The organism is Kordia periserrulae (assembly GCF_003054265.1).
Lineage (GTDB): Bacteria > Bacteroidota > Bacteroidia > Flavobacteriales > Flavobacteriaceae > Kordia > Kordia periserrulae.
The window spans coordinates 65859-87842 of sequence record NZ_QBKT01000013.1; the positions used below are offsets into that span (position 1 = coordinate 65859).

Consider the following 21984-nt stretch of genomic DNA (forward strand, 5'->3'; position numbering starts at 1 on the left):
TTACATTTAAAAAATACGGTCTTAGCCTCATAAGACGAGATGTCTATAACCAAATTTAATTAAATAACCTCTTTAGAAAAATACGTCATTTATGCTGTCCATTATGCCTAGCTCATCTGCTCATGGAGCCCTGCGTTACTTTCGTGAAAATCTCGCGCAGGCAGACTACTATTGTGAGCATACCATTATTGGAAAATGGCATGGAAAAGTAGCGATGGCATTACAACTAAGAGGAGAAATTAATCCTCGTGATTTTGAAGCTTTGTTGTTTAATGTGAACCCGCATACAGGCGATAGGCTGACTGCTAGAAATTCTGCCAATCGCAGAGCGATGTATGATTTCACCTTTAACGCGCCAAAATCCGTTTCATTGATTTATGGTATTACCAAAGATATAGATGTGCTTGAAGCGCATCAAAATGCCGTTGCAAAGGCAATGGCAGAAGTGGAGCGTCATATTCAAACCCAAATGGGTAGCGGCAAGGGCAAACACTATGTAACCACTGGAAACGGTATATGGGCGGAGTTTGTGCATGATACTTCTAGGCCGCTTAAACAAAAAACAGACAGCGGCAAAATATATGTGCCTGATGTGCATTTGCATTCACATTGCGCCATGATTAATGCCACTTACTCTCAAGAACAAGATCGTTATCGAGCTATTGAGCTGGGTAATGTGAAATCAGCAGGACCTTATTATGAGGCATTATATCATGGGTATTTGGCTGAAAATTTAAAATCGGTAGGTTTTGGTATTGAGCGCATTGGTAAGCGTTGGGAAATTGCTGGAATCTCACGTGAATTGATTGAAAAATTTTCTGGTCGCACTCTGCAAATTGAAAAAGTGGCTAAAGAGCGTGGTATAAAATCAGCACAAGCGAAGGCACGCCTTGGGCGATTAACTCGTAATGATAAAAATAGCAGCGTGGCAGATGCCAGCTTGCAAAATATTTGGAAGGCTCGTCTGAGCCTGAGTGAATATCATGCAATTTTACATGCAAAAACAAATTCTAAGGATGGTGGAGATGCTAATTCAAGCGGCGGCACTGCTCGTGAATTAACTGCTCAAAAAGCGCTTGATATGTCTTTGGCGCATTTTTTAGAACGCAATTCCAGTATTTCCGAAAAAAGACTTTTGGCGTATGCCATTGATCTTGCTTCTGGGCTTGTTGCGCCTGAGAAAATTATGGAAGCTTTTGCGCTAAGGAATGATCTTATCAAAGCAGAATACCGAACGGTATCATATGTGACCACCAGAGAAATGCTCCGCGCAGAAGAGCAATTAATTGAAAAAGCTGTTGCCGGCAAGGCAACTAGGCCAGCATTAAATCCTGAATATCAAATACAAAATGAGCTTTTAAATCTGGGGCAAAAAACTGCTATTTGTCATGTGTTAGGCTCCGAAGATCAGATAATGATCGTCTCTGGTGATGCAGGTGTTGGAAAATCAACCCTTATGAGTGAAGTAAAACGAGGCGTAGAGCAAAGCGGCAAAAAATTATTTGCTTTTGCCCCCTCCTCCGAAGCTTCTCGTGGTGTTTTGTGCCAAAAAGGATTTGAAGGTGCACAGACAATAGCAAAGCTATTGCAAAGCCCAAAATTACAAGAGCAGCTTAAAGATAATGTGTTTTTAGTAGATGAGGCTGGACTTGTTGGCGTGCCAACAATGAACAAGCTTTTTGATATTGCAAAAGATCAAAATGCACGGCTAATTCTCAGTGGCGATTACAAGCAGCATTCTTCGGTTGAAGCAGGCGATGCGCTTAAAATTCTAGAAACACAGTCAAAGTTACCCGTAGCACGGGTAAAAGAGATTGTACGTCAAAGACGTGCAGAAAAACACAAAGAAATCATTGCACAACTAGCCAAAGGAATTGGATTTAAAAATAAGCCTGACAAAAGACAAAAGGAAGTTGTCAAAGCGTATGACCAGCTTGATAAGAATGGAAATATCATTGAAGTGAGCGAGCGAGAAAAGCGCCAAGAGCTCATAGCACAACAATACGCAAATGCGTTAAATGAAGTCTCTCATGATGTGCTTGTGATTGCTCCCACGCATTATGAAGGGAAAGAAATTACCCAGAGCATTCGAGCTACTTTGAAAGAACAGGGAAGAATAGGTGAGGAAGATCGAACCTATACCAGACTGCAAAATAAACAGTTCACCAATGCGGAAAAGCAGCTATATCAAAACTATGCTAAAAATGATGTGGTTGAATTTCATCAAAACATACCAGGATTTAAAGCGGGATTGAGATATGTTGTGCAGCAAATAGATGAAAAAGGGCATGTGCTAGTACAATCTGATCTAGATAAAAAGCCAAGCCCCCTGCCCCCAGATCGAGAAAACACGTTCAGTGTTTACGAGCCAGAACCAATCCATATCGCTGAAAATGATAAAATACGCATTACAAAAAACACCAAAAGTATCACAGGGCATGAACTTTTTAACGGTCAGACCTACCATATAAGAGGCTTTGATCCGGAGGGAAACATCAAGCTCTCCAATAATCAAGTGCTTGCCAAAGATGCTATGCACTATACACATGGCTTTGTCAGTACGTCACATCAAAGTCAAGGGCAAGATGCAAAAACGGTGCTCATTGCACAAAGCTCAGATTCATTAGCAGCTAGCAATGATAAACAGCTGTATGTGAGTGTTTCTAGAGCACGTGAGCAATGTAAAATCTTCACAGATGATAAATTGGCTTTACGTCAAGCCATAGCCCGGTCGGGAGATCGGATGACGGCCAAAGAAGTGGCTGATTTATCAAAACAAGCACCCCAAAGAGATCAAGAAATCCAAAAACAGGCGTATTTAAGGCGCGTGCGTGATTTTTACGATTCAAGAGTAAAACCATCTTTAGAACATTTAAAATCCAATTATGAACAGCGACGAACTGAGAAAGAAATGGGGCGTAGAGGCTTCGGGCTCGAACGATAAAAATAATAATCCCCCTGCTAATGAAAACAGATCCTCAGTTACAGAGAGCAAGTATTTTAAAGTTGATCTAACGTCTGCTTTTATACCGAGTTTGAAACTGATTAAAAAAGATGGACATGTACTATTTTTGCCGTATTCATTGCAACCAGTTATTGAATATATTCCCAGTAAAGGCATTTACATTAAAACCATGCAGCAAACCATTTTTATAACAGGGAGAAACTTACCCCTGCTTTTAGATTACTTAGGGATGCAAAAAGTCACATGGATCAAAGAAAGTGCCAACGATGCGTATGGCGATGATCAAGATATTTTTATCAAAGCCATAGAAATTGAAACTGAAGCCGTATAATTTGGCGACATTCTTGACATTTATTGCGACATGTGTTATATTTGAAGTATAGTTTTTTAATTTAAAAGGATAACAATGTCAGATCGTATAAATGCTCGATTGCCAAAACCTTTAGCTGATCACGTTAGCAGAATGGTTGGGCAGGATTCTATATTTGAAACGCCAAGTGAATATATACGCTCATTGATCCGTAAAGATATGGAGAGTGAGTTTTCACAGGTTTATACTGCGGTTATAGATGGTTTTACCGATATAAAAGAAGGTCGCTATATGGAATCGACAGGGGATTGGAAGAAGGATAAAGAATTGTTTCTAAAAAAGCAGTCTGAAAACTGGCAATAAACCTAAATGTCAAAATTTTATCTTACCCGTAGAACTTTAGCAGATTTGTCTGAGATTGAAGCCTTCTCCATGGAAAAATGGGGGTTGGCTCAAACTGAAATCTACATGAAAAATCTTTATGAGAGTTTTAAGTATATTTCAGAAAATCCAAATATAGGAGTGCTAAGACAAGCACGGTCTTTCCCTTTTTTAATGGCACCGGCTGGACGCCATTTTGTTATTTATAAAACGATTGATAATGGGGTCATAATTGCTACCATCCTGCATGGTAGAAGAAATATTGAAAATATCATACATAGTATGTCCTATATGCTGATTAAAGAAATAGAAGACTTAGAAAAAAAGCATTAACACTCGCGAAATCTGTAAAATATATCAGGCTTGCTGTTGAAAATAAAAAATAATTTTGGGTCAAAAGAAAGTCAATTGCTGTCCCATTTCAGGTTCATCTGACTTTGGGGATAATGGATTTGACCATATTTTAGAATCTTCTTTTTCAATAGGAATAATCCCTATTCCATTTGTGTTGATATGCCACCCGCCGTACCACTGCATAGATAAGGTGTTCATCCAAGCGACTTCACCTCTAAGTCCATTGAGAAAGAAGTTCATGGTGGACATCTTAGCACACGTGTTTGATACATCTGCGCCATAGAAGTCATTCTTGGGGTTGTCTTTAGCAAAACGAAGTAACATGCGTGCGGAGCCGCAAGCTGGGTCAAGAATGCTTTTATGAGTTACAGTTTGTTTCTCTACGCTTAATTTAGCTAAAAGTTCACAAATAGGTGTAGGGGTAAAAAATTGTCCATTCTCGCCACGGGTGATATGCTCGGTAAAATATTCACCCAAAATATCAGAATATGGATGTTTATACACTTGCAATTGTAGCTCACCAAGTATTTTAGGGAAAATAGAAATTTCGTTTTTGTCATATTTTTTTAGTGTCTGTAAATAGAGTTTTTCGTTTGCAGTATCTACCTCTTGCAGTCGGGTTTGAATGTTGGTTCTGTGATAGCTACAAATTCCTAAGGTTAAAAAGTCATTAAATACAGTTGAGAGATTGTGTTTTCTTCCAAGTGAAGCCAGTAGCTTAGACATTTCATTAAAGTGATTGGTCATTTTTTTTACCTTCTTTGTAATGGGGTTGCGCCTGCAACCCTTGGTGTTTCGCCGAGAAATGGGGTAGCAAAGTCAAATTGAGGGGGATCACCCGATCTGCACAAGCGAAGTGCGGAAGATTGGGGATACGGTTTGACTGCGCGAGGGCGAAGCCCTTAGCCCTTTAATTTCTTTTGCAAAAAGGAAAAAGGAGCTGGGGGAGCTCCTTTTAAGGTTTTAAGATTTTGTACTTTATTTATGAAGTTTTAATGGCACGAAGTACCAACTTACCATTAAAATTAAATGGAAGGCTATCCATCTGGATATTAGCCCCCTGCCCGTCTTGATTATTCCAAGCAGCACCGACTTTAATCCAACGCGCCTCTGATTGTTCAGGTACATAATATACGTTGAAATCTGGGGTCTTTTTTTGTGTTTGTTCTGTCATTGTTATCTCCTTTTTTAATTGTGAAATGACAAAGTGCACATGAAATTGTGTGGATGGAGAAGTCATAGCAGGCATTAGAATTTTTTATTTTAATCAAAAATTCAATGCAGTAATCCCGAAGGGACTGCGTTATTGACTTATGTATCCATACAATTTTTAATTCGCACACATTTCATGGTGTTAAAAAAGAAGCAATGTGAAAGCGCAAGCAAAAAAAGACAAATGGAGTACCACTGTATTATTTGCTATAAGGGATATGATGTGCTTAAAAGGCCCCCTGCTCCCAAACGATTAGGCAAATATATTTTGATACCATTTTTTATTGCGCTCTTGTGCTAGTTTTTCTCGAAGCAGTTTATTTCGTTTTAAAATCTTAGCCTCACGTTGTTTGCGCTCTTTTTCCGTTTTTTCTTGATTGGCGATTCTAGCCTCTAAAGCCCGCAAACCTTTTTCCAAGCCCCCTGCTCCGGTTGTCTTATCTTCAAGCAGTAACGTAGCTCTGTTATGGCCGTCTTGAGACTTTTCAAGTGAGGATCGTAGGTGCTCATTTTCACTCTCATATTGCTCGATGATTTTTTTTAAATATTCAATCTCTACTTCTTTCTCAGCAAGTGAGGCGTTAGAAAAAGTCTGAGCGGAGCTTTTTTGAACGTTTTGTAACGTCTCATTTATTGACTGAGAAGTTTCTTTTTTTTCATAAATTCTATCAAGTTCAGCCACATTGATTTTACGCTTTTTACGGTCGTCCAATTTGTAAGATAGCTTGCCTGCCTTCATATCAGCATAGAGTGTAGGTTTGCTAACATTAAATTGTTTGAGCGCTTCTGTAGGTGATAAGAACATATACAAGCTCCTGTAATAAACGTTAAATAGTTAACGATATAATACAAAACCAAACACTTTTTGTACAGGATAATACGACAATATACACTTTCGTTTTTTAACGTTAAAAACCGTTTTTCAAGACAAAACCAAACGTATCAAAGCGTTAAAAAGCGTATGGCATGCCTACGTTAGGCAAAAAATGCTTCTTTGTTTTCAATATGTTAGCAGAATTTTCCTAACGTATGGTTTACGTTAAGTTGAGTTAAGACCTAACTTTTGCTAACGTTAGGCAGTTCCGATTCCCTGTCTAGGAATCATTTTCTTTCAAAACCACACCCTCAAAGGAGAAGCTATAAGGGCTTTTAATAAACGGAAAAGAAAAAACCGCCGCAAAAGCGACGGTTTTAAAATTCAGAGTGATACACATCTAAACTAGCAATTTGATGGTATCTAATAGGCGAATCGAGTGCAAGTCATTTATGACTTTGCAATGCTTTTCTGTGCCCTTTTCCACAGTTTTTAACCCCTTTGCTTAAAAACAAAATGAAGCACATATGTCGTAGTAACATGTTGAGTAATCTTATGGCGCAAATGCCTTCGCCATTACAACAAGAGTTAGGGCAGGGGGCTTGCGTTCCCAAAAGATATTTTTATCAAAAGCCAGAAGATAAGGGCACATATGTGCTGCCACTAAAGCAGAGCTTTGTAAAAGACGCTAGATTGATGCCCGGAACACGGTGCTTACTTGCGCTGCTTGTAGGTTGGGCAGGAAAGGGCAGGGATCTAAGAACAACACAAGGTGTTCTAGGCAAACATATTGGACGGTCGATACGACAAGTGCGCCGATATTTAAAAGATGCGGCTAGGGAAGGGTACTTAACCTATAATTACACAAAAAATCGTATTGGCGCCATTACAGGAATTAAAATCTTTCTTGCCTTTGACCTATTGCGTCCAACACTAAAGAAAAACGACAAAAACCGCAGAAATCAAGACAGGACTCATAGGTCCGACACTAATACATTACTTAAAGATTCTTATATAAAAGATGTAGAATTGGAGAAAAGGTTGGATAGATTTCGAAGGACTATGCAAAAATCAGCTTGTTGAAACCTATCAAAATCGATCATTGGCTGTTAAAACTTCCTTGCAAGTTCAAGGAAACAAAAATCTATGGAATAACATGCACTATTTTTTTAATTGGTAACGATTATGTGTGTTTACAGGAAAGATAGAGGATCAACTATTGCTTCAATTTAAAAATAAGCAGGGCAGGGGGCATTGTAGAGTAAAAGATGGAGAGTGTAAGGGGAAAAATGACAAAACGTCTCTAGAGGCTTTATACGGGCAAAAAATTGCTTTGCTGTTGAAAACAAAAAATAAGCAGATTTTTAACGACCTCTATCTAGTCTCTTATTTTTGGTAGCTTCTTTTATGTGCTCTTTACCTCTGACAAGCTCTAGATCTCGCTGCTTGATCCCATCTTTAAGACCGTTGCCGTAATCTTTATCTTTGGTGGGAAATTTTGTTTGGCTAAGGCTTAGGGCTAATTCTGGTTTATGTTCTCGTAAGATGTATCCAGTATTAAAGCCTTTTTGATATTGCGGGGTTAACTCTTGGTTTTCCATGTGTATTGAATTTAAAAGGTGTCTTTAGCATTTTTCTCTAAATACTCTTCGATAGATAAACGGTCATAGAGAATGATTTTTCTTTGAGGTTGCGAGTAACGTATTTTCCCATTATTCCTCAGTACGCTAAGGGTTGTTTTTGAAGTGATACGTAACATCTGCATCGCTTCATCACCAGAGATCCACCGATCCAAATGTGGAGTAGGGGACTGTTCTTTGATCCGATCAACTACTTCTTCAACCAGTGCATAAAATGCTTTGTCTTCAAGACAGATTACTTCCATAACTTAAAGATAAAAAAAATTTAGAGGTCTACGTCGATTTTTAAAATACATTCACCGTAATTAAGAAAATCTGTTATGTGTAAATGTAATTTCACTAAAAACAGAAAGTAATTTTTCAACAATATTACATTTTTGCTCTTTAGTTTAATAGGTATCAACTTTTAAAAACAATTTTTATATCAAATTGTTTTCTTTAGCAAAATTAATTAAAGATTGGCTATTTTGTGTGCCTGTAATATTAATTAGATTATTTCTGTGAGTGTTTACCGTGCTTACGGAAAGATGTAATTTTTGGGCAATTTGTTTGCTTGTAAGGCCTTTTGCAATTAATTCAAGTACCTCTTTTTGCCTTTTACTTAATTTGATTACGCTTCTGGGTTTACTTAAATTTGAAAATATATTTTTTACCGTACTAAATGAGTAATAATCATACCCTTTATGCACATGTTCAATTGCTTTAATAATCTCCTCATTTGAATCGCTTTTTAGTATATATCCTTCTGCATTGATGTGCATCGCTTCTCTAACTATTTGCAATTCAGAGGAGTTGGTAAAAAAAATGATTTTAACTAAGGGGTGATCTTTTCTAATTAATTTTGCCAAAGAAATTCCATCTAAAATAGGCATATTCACATCAAGGATAACAATGTCTATTGATCTAGATTTTAATTGATCTAAAGCATCTTGACCATTCTTAAAACCGTCAATTAATTTAATATTGCTACTTTTATCAAGAATATAGGTAAGTCCAGAAATTACAATTTCATGGTCATCTACTGCTAAAACGTTTATCATAAAAAATACTAGTTATTTTTGACTAAATAAAAATATTTTTAAATATACGTATTTTAACTCTAAGATTTGGATTACTCATGATATATCTTTGAGTAATCAATGTAAAAACATTATCATAGGTAAGAATTTTATTCTTAAATTTATTTTATAAAAATAATTGAAATCTTCGAGTATTACATAGTATTATTTGAAGATTTTTTATATAGATTAATTGCCCAGATTTAGATAAATTCATTTGATTAAAGTATAATAAAAAAGTTTAATTAAAGATAAGAAAAGGCTCATACTTTATGAATAATCTTAGTTATCCCGTATTAAGAAAAGCAGAGTTTTGTTTACCTGTAAAAAATATATCAAAATCTAAAGCTAAAGTTTTGGCAAGTAAGATTGAAGATGAATGGGATAGTATTTCCAAACAATACCTTTTAAAAGCTGAAGAGATTTTAGGAGATCAAAATGTTACTGTTAAAACACCAAAGCATCAAAAAAATCTTACAAGAATGCTTGAAGAAGGAAAAACAGCGTATGTGGTTGATTATCCTGTTATTAGTGCCAAGTGGGAAACCTATACATTTAATATCCGAACGACCATTGCTGTTTGTTATAAGGATTCTTCTACAAAAAACTGGACTAGAGTATCGTTATTAGAGCCTGTTTCTCTAAATGATTCTAAGCTCAGTAATATTAAAGAGAAATATGAACAAATTGCAAATGCTTATTGTAGCATAACTCATAATCTTTTTTCGAAAACCCTAGAGGATTCATTTAATCAGAAATCCAAATATGTCGGAGATTTCACAGTTCTTACTTTTGGAGTTAGAGACAAACAGTTAGGGAAATATTTAGATTTGTTCGACGATCTTGATTTACAATTAAAAGAATTATTCACTAAAAAATCAACTGCAGAGAATATTATTAAAGGGTATTATAAAAATTTATTCAATAAAGGCGAAAATATTTTTGAGATAAGCAATAATAAAAATTATTGGGTTAAAAGTTCTTCTAATATTGTTGATGAAGATGACTATGCAAAAAATAGTAATGTTTTGTATAATATTAACGTTAATGAAAATGGTATCATGGCATTCGGACTTGGCTCTGATGATAGTGCAGAAGGTAATTTAGCTAATGTTTCTTCATTAAAGTTAGCTAGATTTTACGCTAAAGAAATTTAAAGATTTGGAAAAAAACTACCTAGAACAAAAAAACGAAAGTGTACAAAAGAAGTTAGAATTTTCACAAGGGAAAAACCCATTTGTTTACAGTTCAGAAAAGATTTGTAAGCTCCAAAGGCTTCATATTCCTTATTTTGATCAGCTCTACGAAAGACCAGAAGAAATTAATTTTGTCGGTATTTCTCTTCCAGATATTGAGAATGTAATGGAGATTAATACAAATGGTGAAAAGTATCCTTTAGATCAAGCAATTTGTGTCTATAACAAGAACTTTTCAGATTACCTCCTTAAACAGTTTAAAGAAGCTTTACTACATGCAGTAGAAGTATTTAAAGCCCATATTATATGTATTAATGAACTTGGTATGCCTCTTAATGAGTCTGGTGAGGTAAGAGACGCTGCTATAGATTTTGCAAGGGGTGTTGCTAATGACTATAAATGCTTAATAGTAGCAGGTTCAAATCACAGCAAAGAATCGTTTTTAAATACTGGTTATATTTTTTATCCAGGATTGGATGCAAAGAACTTAGACTACAGAAAATTTTACAAGAATATAAGTGCTACTGGAGTAGGGGAAAAATTATTCACACCATCCGTAAGAAAAATCTATTTCACTAATGCTTTCGGTATAGGAATAGCTTTTTTAATATGCCTCGAGATTGCTGACTTTTCTAGTGCATGCTCAATAGCAAGGCAAAATGGATTGATTGACTTTCTTGTTGTACCTACATATCTAGAAGAGTTTGGGACGATGGACAAGGTTGCAAAAACCATTAGCAAAGCTATCGGTGGAATTTTTTTAAGCAATTGCCATAACCATTCTGATTTTCCTGATAGTCGTATGTATTTACATGGACGACCCCATAAAGATAACTTAACTGACTACAAACAGAAAATAATTGATGAGAAAACGGTTGTTATACTTAGAAAAGTAGATATGAAAGAGTTTAAAGCAACTAAAAGTGAATGGTCAGTTAATATGCCAGATAGTCTAAAATTTTTGTTTGGTCCACAACTTTGTGAGATTGGCTAAATTTTGGGTGTTTTTAGAAAAAATCATTTTTATTTATCAATTCAAGGACTAGTTTTTAATACTTCTTCCAATGCGTCATCAGCTTCTTTATGAATAAAATTGGCTTGATATCCAATGGTAGTCTTTAAATTTGAGTGTCTATATAGTTTTTGAAGCATTAATGGATTTATTCTATCTCCAGCAATATTTCCAAATGTATGCCTAGCGATATGATTTGATAAATTCTTCTCAATCTCGCATAAGTTGGCAATCCGCTTTAAATACTTATTGAACAGTTTTGTTGCATTGCGTGTTTTCTTGAAAATATCTTCTTTGCTATTTGGATCCGCTTTTTTCAAAAATGGAAATACGTAATCATTCTTTGATTTTTTAAATGGCTTATATTTTTCGATGATATTAAGTGCTTGTGCTGGAATTTTAAGGCTTACAGGCTTTTCATTTTTATTCATTTGATAGTAAAGGCGACCATCAACAAAATCAGACCACTTAATTTCTAAAACATCTGATATTCTTACACCGGCAAAATAGTATGAGAATAAAAATACGTTTTTCGTATGCCAAATAGATGTATTTTTTTCTAAATCGAGCTTTTCAATTTTACTGACTTCTTCTCGACTTAATCCGATTTTATTTCCTGAGCTTATTCGGATTTTTTCTTTCTCTCCCGCAAAAGGGTAGTGCTTGCGATCAACAATATTTTCTTTAATGGCTGTGTTATAGAGTGTGCGAATAAATATGAGCTGATTGGTAATGGTTCTTGTTTTTTGATTCAAATAAGACGCACAAAAACTTTTGTATTTGTTTATAAAAGCTGTATCTATATCTTCAAATGAGAGTTTTTTAAGTTTTGAAAAATATTTGATTTCCTCTGGTGTGTTCCGTCCATTTTTTCGTGCTTTTGAAATTCGATTTTTTCTTCGCTGTTTAATGTCTTGAATAATTTCTTTGCGGGTTTTGGTTTTACTTAAATTCAAAAACTCTTCGATATTGTAAAGAATAGATAGCTCGGCATTAGCGACAGAGAAGGTGCCTGCTAAATATTTATTTTTGATACGCTCTGCACCGAATTGAAAAAAGGATGTGTTATTTCCACTTCGCTTTATTCTCTTTTTTATTTGCTTGGTTGATAGATTGTCATTACTTGCTTCTGATTCTAGTACTTGTGCGTGGGCTTCACTAAGTTTTTTTTGAAGTAGATTATTAAGTCTTGTAGAGTTTGGGTGTGATTTTCGTGCACACTTTTCTTCTGTGTTCCAATCCTTTTCAAGGATATATTCACCAGTGAAAATATAACTAGGTTTACGGTTCTTTATAATTCTAACTGCGATAGGGATCGTGCCATCTTTTTTCTGTTTATGCTTTACAAGTACTATCTTTACTGATGCCATAGGAATAAATGCTTTTCGTAAAGATACGAAAAATGGGTAAAACATAGGTGAAACATTTTGTGATTTTATACGGTTTTATATGATTCAATTTGGTCTTTTAAAATTTATAAATAACTGATAATTAGATGTTTTAATATATTTTGACACATAGGTTGCTAGGCTCATAACCCGAAGGTCACTGGTTCGAGTCCAGTTCCCGCTACTAAGATAAAATAGACTTCAAGTCAGTATTTACACGGTTTTCCTCTTTTGGAAAACCGTTTTTTTATGACTAAATTCGATGAACTTTTAACAAACGAGTATGTAAACGAGTATATTTCTATGGCAAAAAAAATGTTTTCAGAGCCAAAAATATATGATGCTAAAGGAAATCTTTCCAAGCGTTGGTATGTGTATTTCTATTATAGAAATCCTGAAACGGGAAAGATGGAAAAGCAAAAGCCAATCTTCAAAGGTGCTAATAGATTTAAAACTAGAGCTGAGCATGGAAGTTTTAAATACCTATCGTAGAGCATTACTTAAATTATTAAAAGACGGGTTTTCTCCTTATGATACCAATGAGCAAACAAAGGCGCGTTTAGAAAAGCATCGTAGTTCAATTGACACAACCGAAAAAGTAGTTAAGACCATAAAAAAAACATCTAAATGGACTGTAAAAAAAGCACTTGATTTTGCATTAAAACAAAAGGAATCGGATTGGTCTAAAAAATCGGGTGAATCTATGTACGGTCATTACAAAAGGTTCGTTGAATGGTTAGACGAGAATGATTTATTAGATAAAGACATTAATGTACTTGAAAGAAGTCATATTACTTATTTTCTGAACACACTTACAAAGCGCCAAACCAAAAAAGAAAAAGAACAAGGTTTAAAACTCGAACCCGTTTCGCCTAAAACAAAAAACAATTATAGAGCAACGCTATCAGTACTATTTACTATACTAAAAACAGAAAGAATAATTTCAGATAATATTGTTGAGACAATAGAAAAGAAAAAAAGTACTCCTAAAAAGAACAAGCCATTTTCAAATAAACAGATTGAAACGATTCGAAAACATTTAGATGTTCATGATCCTTATTTAAGAATATTTATAAAATTTATGTCCTATGCTTTTCTGAGAAACAAAGAAGTGTGTAATATTCGTATTAAAGATATTGACTTAGACTCAAAGCGCATCTTTATTGGAACAAAAGTAGAATCACAAACGGCAATTCCAATTATTAAAGAACTAGAAGATGTAATTCGTGCGATGGATATTGAAAAATACGACAGAAATGATTTTTTAATCACTCGATTTGGGCATCCTGCGGCATGGGATATTGATGCAGATAATAAATCAACACATTTTGGAAAGCGTTTTAATAAAAATGTTCGAGAGCCTTTACAATTAGATACAGACCATACCTTGTATTCCTTTAGGCATACAGCAGCTATCAATATTTTCAAATCGCTAAGAGATACAGGTATGCCACATGACCAAATCCTTTTTAAACTCATGTCAATCACTAGACATAAGTCACTAGCTGGATTGAAAAACTACTTGCGTGATATTGGTGCAACACTTCCCGAAGACTATAGCGATATTTATACTATAGAATTTTAAGTAATTGTACAATATGGCATAAAAATTGACGTTATTTTTGCATTACGGTTTCCCGTAAAATTCTATATAAAGCTTCCCCAAGCTGATTTCATAAAAAAATTAAGCAATCATAGTTGGTTGCTAGGTTGAATATGGAAGAAAGCGAAAAATTCAAAAAAGAACAAGAGTTAAAAAAACTTGAAGCTCTGGAAAAAAGCATCAAGATAAATGATGAAAAAAAGATTCAAGAATTACTCAATGAAATAGATAGTGATGTAATTTCTTTAGAAAATTACATCCAAGTAATTGACTCTAAAGTTTCATTCAAATTGCATATTGAAAACAATACTGAAGAGGAATGAAAACTCTATTTGTTAAGTTCCATGAGTTTCTTTATGCTAATACTCTCACCTTCTTTGGCTAATAGTGCCATTTTGAGTGCTTGTATGTAAATCATATCTTTAAAAGATTGTTCCTGTAGCAAAGCATCTTCATTTGCTCGTACTTCAAGTGCTAATTTCTTTATATAATTCGCATCTTTTTTATCAAGAATATCTACATCACTACTAAAGATGACACCATTATCAAAACTTTCCTTATTATCTCCCATTAACTTTTTCGCATAGTCAATGACAACATCTTTTGTTTTTTTTCTAGGATTCTGTGTAGTACCATCTAATACTGCAAAAAGGGAGCCTGCACTTAATCCTGAAAAATTGGAGAGTTCTCTTGCCGTTACTCCTTTTTTCTGCAAATAGGCTAATGCATCTTTAAAATCTATCATACAAGAAAATGTTAAATTAAAGAACTATTGTTCTTTATTGTTCTAAAATGTTCTATATTTGAATAAATAAATCTACTTTATGAGTGATTTATAGTCACAAATATAGTTTTTAAAACGAAAAGAGAACAATAAAATAGGTTAAATCTTACATCGAATACATTCTTTGAAAGCAGTAACAGCATATAACGTAATTCAAGCTTTATCTGAAGATGAGCAATCAAAGCTGTATAAAATGTTAGGTATAAACAATCCTAAACAAAGAAAGAATCGAAAGAAAAAAGTACTGATTACTATAGAACAAGCAATGGAAGATATTTTAATCATGTACAGTGATAATTCCTAATTAGGTAGAATATGGCAACCGCACGAAGAAAAAGAATCAGATTGAGTATAACAGCATCACTAAGAGATTACAAAGGATTTGGAAAACTAGCCAATGGCATGACGCGAAAAGGGTTTAGTCGATTGTATAGTGGAGAAATTGTAAGTGATAACGAGTTAGCACAAGCCACGAAAGATGAAGTTTTTCATCAATTCCAAAATCAAAGGTAAACTCGTTTTGCCTTTGGTTTTTTAAAAAGCAATCAGAATGTATATACATCAAATCGAAAAGCCTTATGCGTTTGCATTATTGGATAAAAGGAACGTCGCGTTCTATAATTTTTCTAGCAGTGAGGTGGTAATCATTCTTTCCTTTTTGAGTATATCATCCATAATTGAAGTTTATATAGCCAAATATAAAGATGTTTTCGAATTCAATATTTCGATACAAAAGACGAATAATTTAGATGAGAAGCTGCAAAGCTTACATCAACTCTCCACCATTGTATCTCAATTGACAAAAGTTGAAAGCTATCATATCACCAACACACAAACAAGCCTTGATTACTGTAATCAGATTCAAATAAAATGTAAACGCAATGCGATTAATCACTAAGTACAGACCGTCACATATTAAATGTCCTTACTTTTTAAGTGAAGACAAGGCAGAAACGATGCAACGCTATCGTATTTATATCAATGAGTTTAATGCAAAGCTTTCAAAGCTGAATAAAGAAGTGAAGCAATACAACAAGCGTGTAGCTGCTTTTATAGCCGAACACGGATTGGAAGCACAAGCCTATTCGCTCGCATCCAAGTTTAAAAAGCAAAAGACTGGCGGAATTAAAAACAGCAATCTTTCCACCAAAGAGTACAATAAACTTGTGGAGCGTCTAAATACCGATTCCATGTTATTGCTCTACAAAGATACCTACTTACCATTGCGACAACAGCATGAAACTACTTTTGAAGTGATTTTATGGCTGTATAGTCAGCAGCTTAGAAAGCTCAGAAAACAACTCCAACTCTTATCCAGTGATGCAAGGGTTGCTTTTCCAAAAGTACATACCAACTCTTATGAGATGGCTAACTTTACAAAAAAGGGTGTGCCAAGAGTACTGTATTGTCAAAATACCATCTTCAATCATATCAAGCGATTGTACAAGGCAGGAGTTTTTGAGCAATATGAGTCCTGTGGGAGAAAAAAGCCTGTGAATTACTTTATCAACGAAGCGATTTTTGTCTTTCGCGATAAGGAAAACACCAATACTGAAAATCAACAAGTTAGCCAAAATATACCACAAAACTTGTCGCTATATAGTGTAGATACAAGAACTCTTACTAAAGAAAAGATAAAAAAAGTAGGGAATGTTGATAACCATTCCCGAAAAGCGGAAGTTGATTCTTTTGCCGATGGCAAAAACAGGAACTCTTACAAGAACTCCACAAAAGATGAAGCCTTAAAAATTTCCAATCAGAACGCAGGCAAACTAGGGGCGCGCGAAAATTTTCCCAAAAATGAGTTGTCAGAGTATTTGCGGGGAAAAATTTACTACCGTCCAGAGTTATTACAAGCACTGACCGAACATCACTACGACACCTACAGCTACGCATCAGAGCAGATGCATAGGCGTCTTGAGAGAGAATCCACCGATGGCGTGTTATCCAAAGAGGAATTTCGAGAACTGCTTCTGCAACTCTTTGTGAAAATAGCAGCGCCGATATGGAAAGACAAAGAGGTGTATTACGGAAGCTGGCACAATGCCTTAGTGCAAATCGATGATGAATATTTGCGGAATCCCAACGGGAGCATTCCACGAAAGGAAACCTTGTTGTACATGTTTGGACTGCTCATCTACCGAATAAACCGTGCTAAACACTTTTTTAGACGAAAAAAGGAATACCAAATACATTTCCCTTGTATCTACTTCGATAACACACGAAAGCGAGCCCGTGAAGGCGGATTTGCCTATACAGTGGAGTGGCTTAAACAATATCAAAAGTATCAAGAGCAAAGAGCAACAAGACGCCAACAAAAAGCAACCAAAGCTGGAGCAAGACGTAGAGTCATGACCGCAGAGGAAAAAGTACGCATGAAAATCAAAAAGTACATCAAAGGCGAATTTACACTACCACAAGTGTATCATTATATCGAACATAACAGAGGAATCCCGAACTATTTTGTATCGGAAGTACCGAGAATCCTAAATGCATTAACCCATAAAGAATTTGAGTTGTATGAGTGCTAAAAAATCATGTAAGTGTACTAGCAAAACACGAAATGCCTGCGGGAATTGTTCTAGGCTACGGATGGTGTTTTTAATGGACTTTGAACTAGGAAGCATACAAAATCCTGTCTACTATTCTTTTCAAGCTGAGGATCGGAAATATAAAGATGATAAGGTATTAGCTGAACAGATGTTCGAACGTCTTTCAAAGTTACATCGAGGACGGTATCATAAGATTGAAGTATATGACAACCAAGCATCAGGAAAACCGAAATTATTGGAATTCAAGAAAAACGAAACGTTATGATTAAAAAAGAGCAAATTAAAACGATAGGGAAAATTGAACTTCATAGGCTATTGTATGGAATTTCGCGATATGATTTTAGAGAAGTCACTAATACTACTATTGCTAAATGCCGAAATATATCTGTAGAAGAAGCCAAAAAGAAGAAATTAGTGTTGGCACATGAAGTTTTGAAAGTTGTTGATTATTTTGGGTTTGAGGTTATTGAGTAGCTAACAAAGAAGAATAATATTAATGTGATTACGGAAAACCACATTGCATATATGTAATCTTTAATTTACTTTTATAGGAAATAAGAGGAAGTCTTTTAAATATTAGTTCCTGTTATTTGCTATATTAAGTATAAAAACAGGAATTCCGTATATACATAACGTTGTAGTGCATTAAACCAAAACAATGAAATTTCAAGAGTTAAAAAAAATAATCAATGAAAATGAGCTTGAAGTATCATTGAAAATTCTTGAGAAAGAATTTGAAAATGATAGCCTCGAAATCTACACTCTTATACGTCTCCAAGCAGGCTTATTAAATCAATTAAAAAAAGATCTCAAATACAGCATCATAAATGAAGATGATTTTTTCATTGAAAGACTGAAAATAAAAAATAGTCTCTCAAAAATTGAAGAGCGAGTAAAACACCTAGAGACTGACGAAATCCTTTTTTCAGGAATTACCTCAAAAACTCAAAAGCCAAAAATATTTATATCCTATAGTTGGAGTGATAATAAAGCTGCTGACAAAATTGATGATTTATTTTCTGATATTGGTATTAATCTTATCCGTGACATTAGAGATGTAAAATATACTCAAAACTTAAAAGAGTTTATGAAATCTGTGAGAGAACAAGATTTTATGCTACTTGTTATAAGTGAAAAATATTTAAAATCAATAAACTGCATGTTTGAGGTCATCGAGAATATGAAAGAAACAAAATTCTCGAAGACTATATTGCCAGTAGTTATTGAAAAAAGAGTATTTGATTTTAAATTCAAAAAAGAAATCTTAAACTTTTGGAATGAAAAATCTAAAGAACTCACTTCTGAATTAAATGATATAGAACCTGATAATGCATTAGGACTATTTAAAGAGTTAAGGAGAGTTAAGGAGATTTACAGAAATATGGATGAGTTTTTACAGATTATAAATGATATAAAAATACTGACTTATGAAGATGTAGAAAAAGGAGAATACAAAGAACTATTTGATAAAATAGGAATAGAGCCAACCAGTCGGAAAGATAGGATACGACAATCAAGGCTTTTTCTTAAAAGAGCCAGTAAAACCGATAACCATAAAGAGAAAATTGAAAGATTGACTAAATCATTAGAATTTGATGATGATTTGGTTGACGCATACATCGAAAGAGCCACTGTATTTTACGAGTTACGAATGTATAAAGACGCTATTATTGATTTGACTGAGGTCATTAAAAGAGAGCCAAAAAATGAATTTGCTTATAGTCAAAGAGGTATAAACTACAGAATGAATAAGGAATTTAGTAAAGCCTTTAAAGATTTTAATAAAGCGATTGATTTAAAGAAAGATTATGAAGAAGCTTTCTCGAATAGAGGTTTAGTATGGGATAATTTGGGAGAGTACAATAAAGCAATAGACGATTACAAAAAAGCCATTGAAATCAACCCAAATTTTAAAATTCCTTACAATAATTTAGGGTTTACTCTGCGCAAAAAAGGAGAGTATAGTCTAGCGATAAAGTATTTAGATAAAGCGCTTGAAATAGACCCGAATTATGGTTTTGCTTATTCCTCGCTCTGTGAAATTTATGCCGCCTTAGAAGATAAAAATATGTTTCTTAAGAATGCTGAATTAGCTTTAAAAAATAACTGCCCTCTTGCCGATTACTTGGATGATCCAGTATATAGACCATATTTAAAAGATCAAGATTTTATTACATTATTAAGAAAATTTAAACATCCAACGCATATTCAAACAAAATATTAATAAAACGCACTACAACAATGTATATGAAAAATAGGCGAAACAGTAATAAATTCAAGACTTTTGGCTCATTTCGTACTTTGTGCTCAACCGAAAATTTTGTGCTTCTAAATCGCCTACTTTTCATATACTAACCGTTGCCAGTAATACCAAAATTGAATGCGAACAAATTTAAAAAAGGAATTGGAATACTTCAAGATGCGAATTCCATCTCGGATTTACGTAAGTAAATCATTTCCTTATTTGAAATTTAGAAGCATTTTTACCAATGAAAAACGATTTGTAAAGAAAGTTTTCAAAAAGGAAACCATCAATGAGTTTGCTGAAATAAAGGGAGAAATTGTACTACGAGAAACTGGAATTTTTGAAAACAAATATCAAGTTAGTGCAATTGTTTACTCAATAAAAGACACTAACCTATTAGAATTTACTTTACAAAAGTTTACGGAAAATCAAGAAACAGGAATAACAACACCTATTCACGAAACAGCTTTTTCATTTAGTCAAGAAGAATTTACTGCTTTATTAAAATTTTTAAGCGACTTAAAGTTTTTGGATTTTTCAAACAAAGAACGTTTTGTAATTGAAGAAGGTACATTACCAAACAGAAAAATACTTTTAAACTTAACTAAACCTGACCCAAGTAAAGTTCTTGTCGATAAAGAATTGGCTGATATAGTTGACAAATTATCGGATTTAGAAAAAGAAAAAAGAGAATCTGTTTTAGAGACCTTGCGTAATAATGTTTTGACAAAGGAAGACTTGAATATTCTATCTGGGCGAAAAGAAGGTTTGGAGTTATTTAGTGAACTACTTGAAAAGGATGTTACTGAACCAGAATGGCAATTATTCTTCAAACAAAACTCTTGGATTTTCGGATATGGACTTGACTACAGATTTTTAAGCATCCTTCAAAGAGAAGCTTCGGTTTCATCAACTGACCTTGATGGAAAAAATGAAGTGAAATCGGACTATCTACTTGCCGATAAAAATTTCACAGTTTTGGTTGAGTTAAAAAGACCAGATACAGCTCTATTCGAAAAAGACAAAAATCGTTCTGAATCCTGGAAATTGTCAAAGGATTTGACCTATGCTGTTTCACAAATCCTTGCTCAAAAAGCAGAATGGGAAATAAAGTCACAAACAGAACAGTTTGACGGAGTAGGGAATAAAATTAAACAAAAGACATTTGACCCGAAAACAATTTTAATAACTGGTAATACAAATCAATTTTCAGGCTCTACAAAAACTGACTTAATAAAGAAAAAGACATTTGAACTTTACAGAAGAAATTCAAGGAATATTGAAATTCTGACTTATGATGAGCTTTTTGCAAGAGCAACGTTTATTGTCAATGACGGAAAAAACAATGAACAATCTGAACTGAACAATGAATCGGATGAAGAATATGATGATTTACCATTTTAAAAAAGTACTACTGGCAACAATGGTAACCGTTGCATAACCCAATAATTCCACAAAAAAACAAGGCATTCATAGCACTTTTAAGAGTGCCTTTCTTTTGAGTTTTCCTATGGAATCCTAAAATTTACACCGCTTACAATCCAGCTATCGTGACCATATAGTAACTTTATTTTAAAAATGACCAAAGCAAGTGATCTTGCTCCACTTTTTACCGTTATTGAGATAAATTTCAAGTACTTTTCAAAATCAATTTACATTTATCCATCATTATCAATCCCAACCCGTCCCAACCCGACACAACCCGTCCACACACATTTCAATTCTTGACAATTTAGCTGCAACAAAACGCAACAGTTTGCAACAAAACGCAACAAGTTGCAACAAGCAGCAACAATGTCAAGAAATCATATCAATACTTCATTAAAACGCGCGGTAGCTTCGGGAGAAGCTTTCGATAAGTACTACGCGCCATCCAATTGCAGTCGTGATTTTCTAGGCAAAGGCACAACCGCGCATGGTATGAAAACCATTGCTAGTTGGGCAAAAAAACACAAGAGTGAATCGGCTAGTATTGCAAAGGCAGTTTTTTCAGGTTTTTCGCTGTCTGAGTCGTGCCGCCGCATTCACTCTTTTTTATACCATCACTTTCAATACGAATTAGATACCGAATTACAACGGCTCAAAGCACCCAATTGTATGTGGGCAACACGCTTTGAGGGTAATGACTGTAAAAGCTTTTCACTCAACGCTTCCACGATTCTACTCAATCTAGGCATTAAACACTACTTGCGGCGCATCAAACAAGAGGACTACTATCCAAAACTATATACACATGTCTATGTCATTGTACCCAAAAATCAAAAAAGTGGCAGTCTAAAACAAGGCTATCACGTCATTGACGGCACTATCAATTCCCTATCTGAATTACCATACTTACAAAAACACGATATCTATATGGAAGAAGCAAACTTACACTATGTCGGACTCTCCGCGCCATCGTGCGGTTGTGGTGGTCACACTGAATCCTATCAGCCGCAATCTGTCGGACTTGCAGCAGCCTATACAGGAC

At 34.6% G+C, this 21984-nt stretch carries 25 protein-coding genes; 17 read left to right on the plus strand and 8 right to left on the minus strand.

The features are described from left to right. Window positions 1–91: 91 nt before the first annotated feature. The 4 genes from mobF to C8N46_RS19345 all read left to right on the plus strand — a co-directional run bounded on the left by mobF (window position 92) and on the right by C8N46_RS19345 (window position 3989). Entirely contained in the window at window positions 92–2944 is a 2853-nt protein-coding gene (gene mobF, locus C8N46_RS19330) for a MobF family relaxase (protein ID WP_108116760.1), read from the plus strand. Between the two features lie 91 nt (window positions 2945–3035). Further along, a complete protein-coding gene (locus tag C8N46_RS19335; RefSeq protein WP_108116761.1) occupies window positions 3036–3296 on the plus strand; it encodes a hypothetical protein in 261 nt (86 codons plus the stop codon). Window positions 3297–3371: 75 nt separating this feature from the next. After that, entirely contained in the window at window positions 3372–3638 is a 267-nt protein-coding gene (locus C8N46_RS19340) for a CopG family transcriptional regulator (protein WP_108116762.1), read from the plus strand. A gap of 6 nt (window positions 3639–3644) precedes the next feature. Beyond that, window positions 3645–3989, plus strand: a complete 345-nt coding sequence (locus C8N46_RS19345) for a type II toxin-antitoxin system RelE/ParE family toxin (RefSeq protein WP_108116763.1) — start codon at window positions 3645–3647, stop codon at window positions 3987–3989. A 60-nt stretch (window positions 3990–4049) separates the two neighbouring features. Here the strand turns inward: C8N46_RS19345 and C8N46_RS19350 are convergent, their stop codons facing one another. From C8N46_RS19350 to C8N46_RS19360, 3 genes are all read right to left on the minus strand, one after another. Then, window positions 4050–4757, minus strand: coding sequence for an N-6 DNA methylase (locus C8N46_RS19350; protein ID WP_108116764.1), 708 nt, complete (start codon window positions 4755–4757; stop codon window positions 4050–4052). A gap of 235 nt (window positions 4758–4992) precedes the next feature. Continuing rightward, the gene (locus tag C8N46_RS19355) at window positions 4993–5250 is read right to left on the minus strand and encodes a hypothetical protein (protein ID WP_146169900.1); all 258 of its coding nucleotides are present in this window, start codon (window positions 5248–5250) and stop codon (window positions 4993–4995) included. Between the two features lie 225 nt (window positions 5251–5475). Beyond that, a complete protein-coding gene (locus C8N46_RS19360) occupies window positions 5476–6027 on the minus strand; it encodes a hypothetical protein (RefSeq protein WP_108116766.1) in 552 nt (183 codons plus the stop codon). Window positions 6028–6552: 525 nt separating this feature from the next. On the opposite strand from C8N46_RS19360, the gene C8N46_RS19365 reads away from it, so the two are divergent. Then, complete coding sequence (locus tag C8N46_RS19365) at window positions 6553–7119, plus strand: hypothetical protein (RefSeq protein WP_108116767.1); 567 nt, start codon at window positions 6553–6555, stop codon at window positions 7117–7119. Between the two features lie 281 nt (window positions 7120–7400). Here the strand turns inward: C8N46_RS19365 and C8N46_RS19375 are convergent, their stop codons facing one another. The 3 genes from C8N46_RS19375 to C8N46_RS19385 all read right to left on the minus strand — a co-directional run bounded on the left by C8N46_RS19375 (window position 7401) and on the right by C8N46_RS19385 (window position 8716). Next, window positions 7401–7637: a hypothetical protein gene (locus tag C8N46_RS19375; protein WP_108116769.1), complete on the minus strand. Its 237-nt coding sequence runs from the start codon at window positions 7635–7637 to the stop codon at window positions 7401–7403. Window positions 7638–7648: 11 nt separating this feature from the next. Further along, window positions 7649–7921: a helix-turn-helix domain-containing protein gene (locus C8N46_RS19380; protein ID WP_108116770.1), complete on the minus strand. Its 273-nt coding sequence runs from the start codon at window positions 7919–7921 to the stop codon at window positions 7649–7651. A 174-nt stretch (window positions 7922–8095) separates the two neighbouring features. Then, window positions 8096–8716 carry a response regulator transcription factor gene (locus C8N46_RS19385; RefSeq protein ID WP_108116771.1) on the minus strand — a complete coding sequence of 207 codons (621 nt, stop codon included), beginning with the start codon at window positions 8714–8716 and terminating at the stop codon, window positions 8096–8098. A 290-nt stretch (window positions 8717–9006) separates the two neighbouring features. On the opposite strand from C8N46_RS19385, the gene C8N46_RS19390 reads away from it, so the two are divergent. Further along, window positions 9007–9891, plus strand: coding sequence for a hypothetical protein (locus tag C8N46_RS19390; protein WP_108116772.1), 885 nt, complete (start codon window positions 9007–9009; stop codon window positions 9889–9891). A 4-nt stretch (window positions 9892–9895) separates the two neighbouring features. Then, on the plus strand, window positions 9896–10924 hold the full coding sequence (locus C8N46_RS19395) for a hypothetical protein (protein ID WP_108116773.1): 1029 nt from the start codon (window positions 9896–9898) through the stop codon (window positions 10922–10924). A gap of 41 nt (window positions 10925–10965) precedes the next feature. On the opposite strand, the gene C8N46_RS19400 is transcribed toward C8N46_RS19395, so the two are convergent. Beyond that, complete coding sequence (locus C8N46_RS19400; protein ID WP_108116774.1) at window positions 10966–12312, minus strand: site-specific integrase; 1347 nt, start codon at window positions 12310–12312, stop codon at window positions 10966–10968. A 267-nt stretch (window positions 12313–12579) separates the two neighbouring features. Between C8N46_RS19400 and C8N46_RS20710 the strand changes: the two genes are divergently transcribed. The 3 genes from C8N46_RS20710 (at window position 12580) to C8N46_RS19410 (ending at window position 14256) form a co-directional block, all read left to right on the plus strand. Then, the gene (locus tag C8N46_RS20710) at window positions 12580–12822 is read left to right on the plus strand and encodes a hypothetical protein (RefSeq protein ID WP_158269214.1); all 243 of its coding nucleotides are present in this window, start codon (window positions 12580–12582) and stop codon (window positions 12820–12822) included. Then, window positions 12797–13915: a tyrosine-type recombinase/integrase gene (locus C8N46_RS19405; protein ID WP_158269215.1), complete on the plus strand. Its 1119-nt coding sequence runs from the start codon at window positions 12797–12799 to the stop codon at window positions 13913–13915. Before C8N46_RS20710 ends, C8N46_RS19405 begins: the two co-directional genes overlap by 26 nt. A 131-nt stretch (window positions 13916–14046) precedes the next feature. After that, window positions 14047–14256, plus strand: coding sequence for a hypothetical protein (locus tag C8N46_RS19410; protein WP_108116776.1), 210 nt, complete (start codon window positions 14047–14049; stop codon window positions 14254–14256). A gap of 5 nt (window positions 14257–14261) precedes the next feature. On the opposite strand, the gene C8N46_RS19415 is transcribed toward C8N46_RS19410, so the two are convergent. After that, on the minus strand, window positions 14262–14678 hold the full coding sequence (locus C8N46_RS19415) for a hypothetical protein (protein ID WP_108116777.1): 417 nt from the start codon (window positions 14676–14678) through the stop codon (window positions 14262–14264). 163 nt (window positions 14679–14841) lie between these two features. Between C8N46_RS19415 and C8N46_RS19420 the strand changes: the two genes are divergently transcribed. The 7 genes from C8N46_RS19420 to C8N46_RS19460 form a co-directional block, all read left to right on the plus strand. Beyond that, window positions 14842–15021: a hypothetical protein gene (locus tag C8N46_RS19420; RefSeq protein ID WP_108116778.1), complete on the plus strand. Its 180-nt coding sequence runs from the start codon at window positions 14842–14844 to the stop codon at window positions 15019–15021. Between the two features lie 41 nt (window positions 15022–15062). Continuing rightward, window positions 15063–15230: a hypothetical protein gene (locus C8N46_RS20715; protein ID WP_158269216.1), complete on the plus strand. Its 168-nt coding sequence runs from the start codon at window positions 15063–15065 to the stop codon at window positions 15228–15230. Window positions 15231–15598: 368 nt separating this feature from the next. After that, a complete protein-coding gene (locus tag C8N46_RS19435; RefSeq protein WP_146169903.1) occupies window positions 15599–17248 on the plus strand; it encodes a hypothetical protein in 1650 nt (549 codons plus the stop codon). 282 nt (window positions 17249–17530) lie between these two features. Beyond that, a complete protein-coding gene (locus tag C8N46_RS19445; protein WP_108116783.1) occupies window positions 17531–17743 on the plus strand; it encodes a hypothetical protein in 213 nt (70 codons plus the stop codon). Window positions 17744–17927: 184 nt separating this feature from the next. Further along, on the plus strand, window positions 17928–19493 hold the full coding sequence (locus C8N46_RS19450) for a tetratricopeptide repeat protein (protein WP_108116784.1): 1566 nt from the start codon (window positions 17928–17930) through the stop codon (window positions 19491–19493). A 240-nt stretch (window positions 19494–19733) separates the two neighbouring features. Continuing rightward, window positions 19734–20918 carry a Shedu immune nuclease family protein gene (locus tag C8N46_RS19455; RefSeq protein WP_158269217.1) on the plus strand — a complete coding sequence of 395 codons (1185 nt, stop codon included), beginning with the start codon at window positions 19734–19736 and terminating at the stop codon, window positions 20916–20918. Window positions 20919–21308: 390 nt separating this feature from the next. Continuing rightward, a partial coding sequence (locus tag C8N46_RS19460; RefSeq protein ID WP_158269218.1) for a hypothetical protein occupies window positions 21309–21984 on the plus strand: 676 nt, incomplete at its 3' end.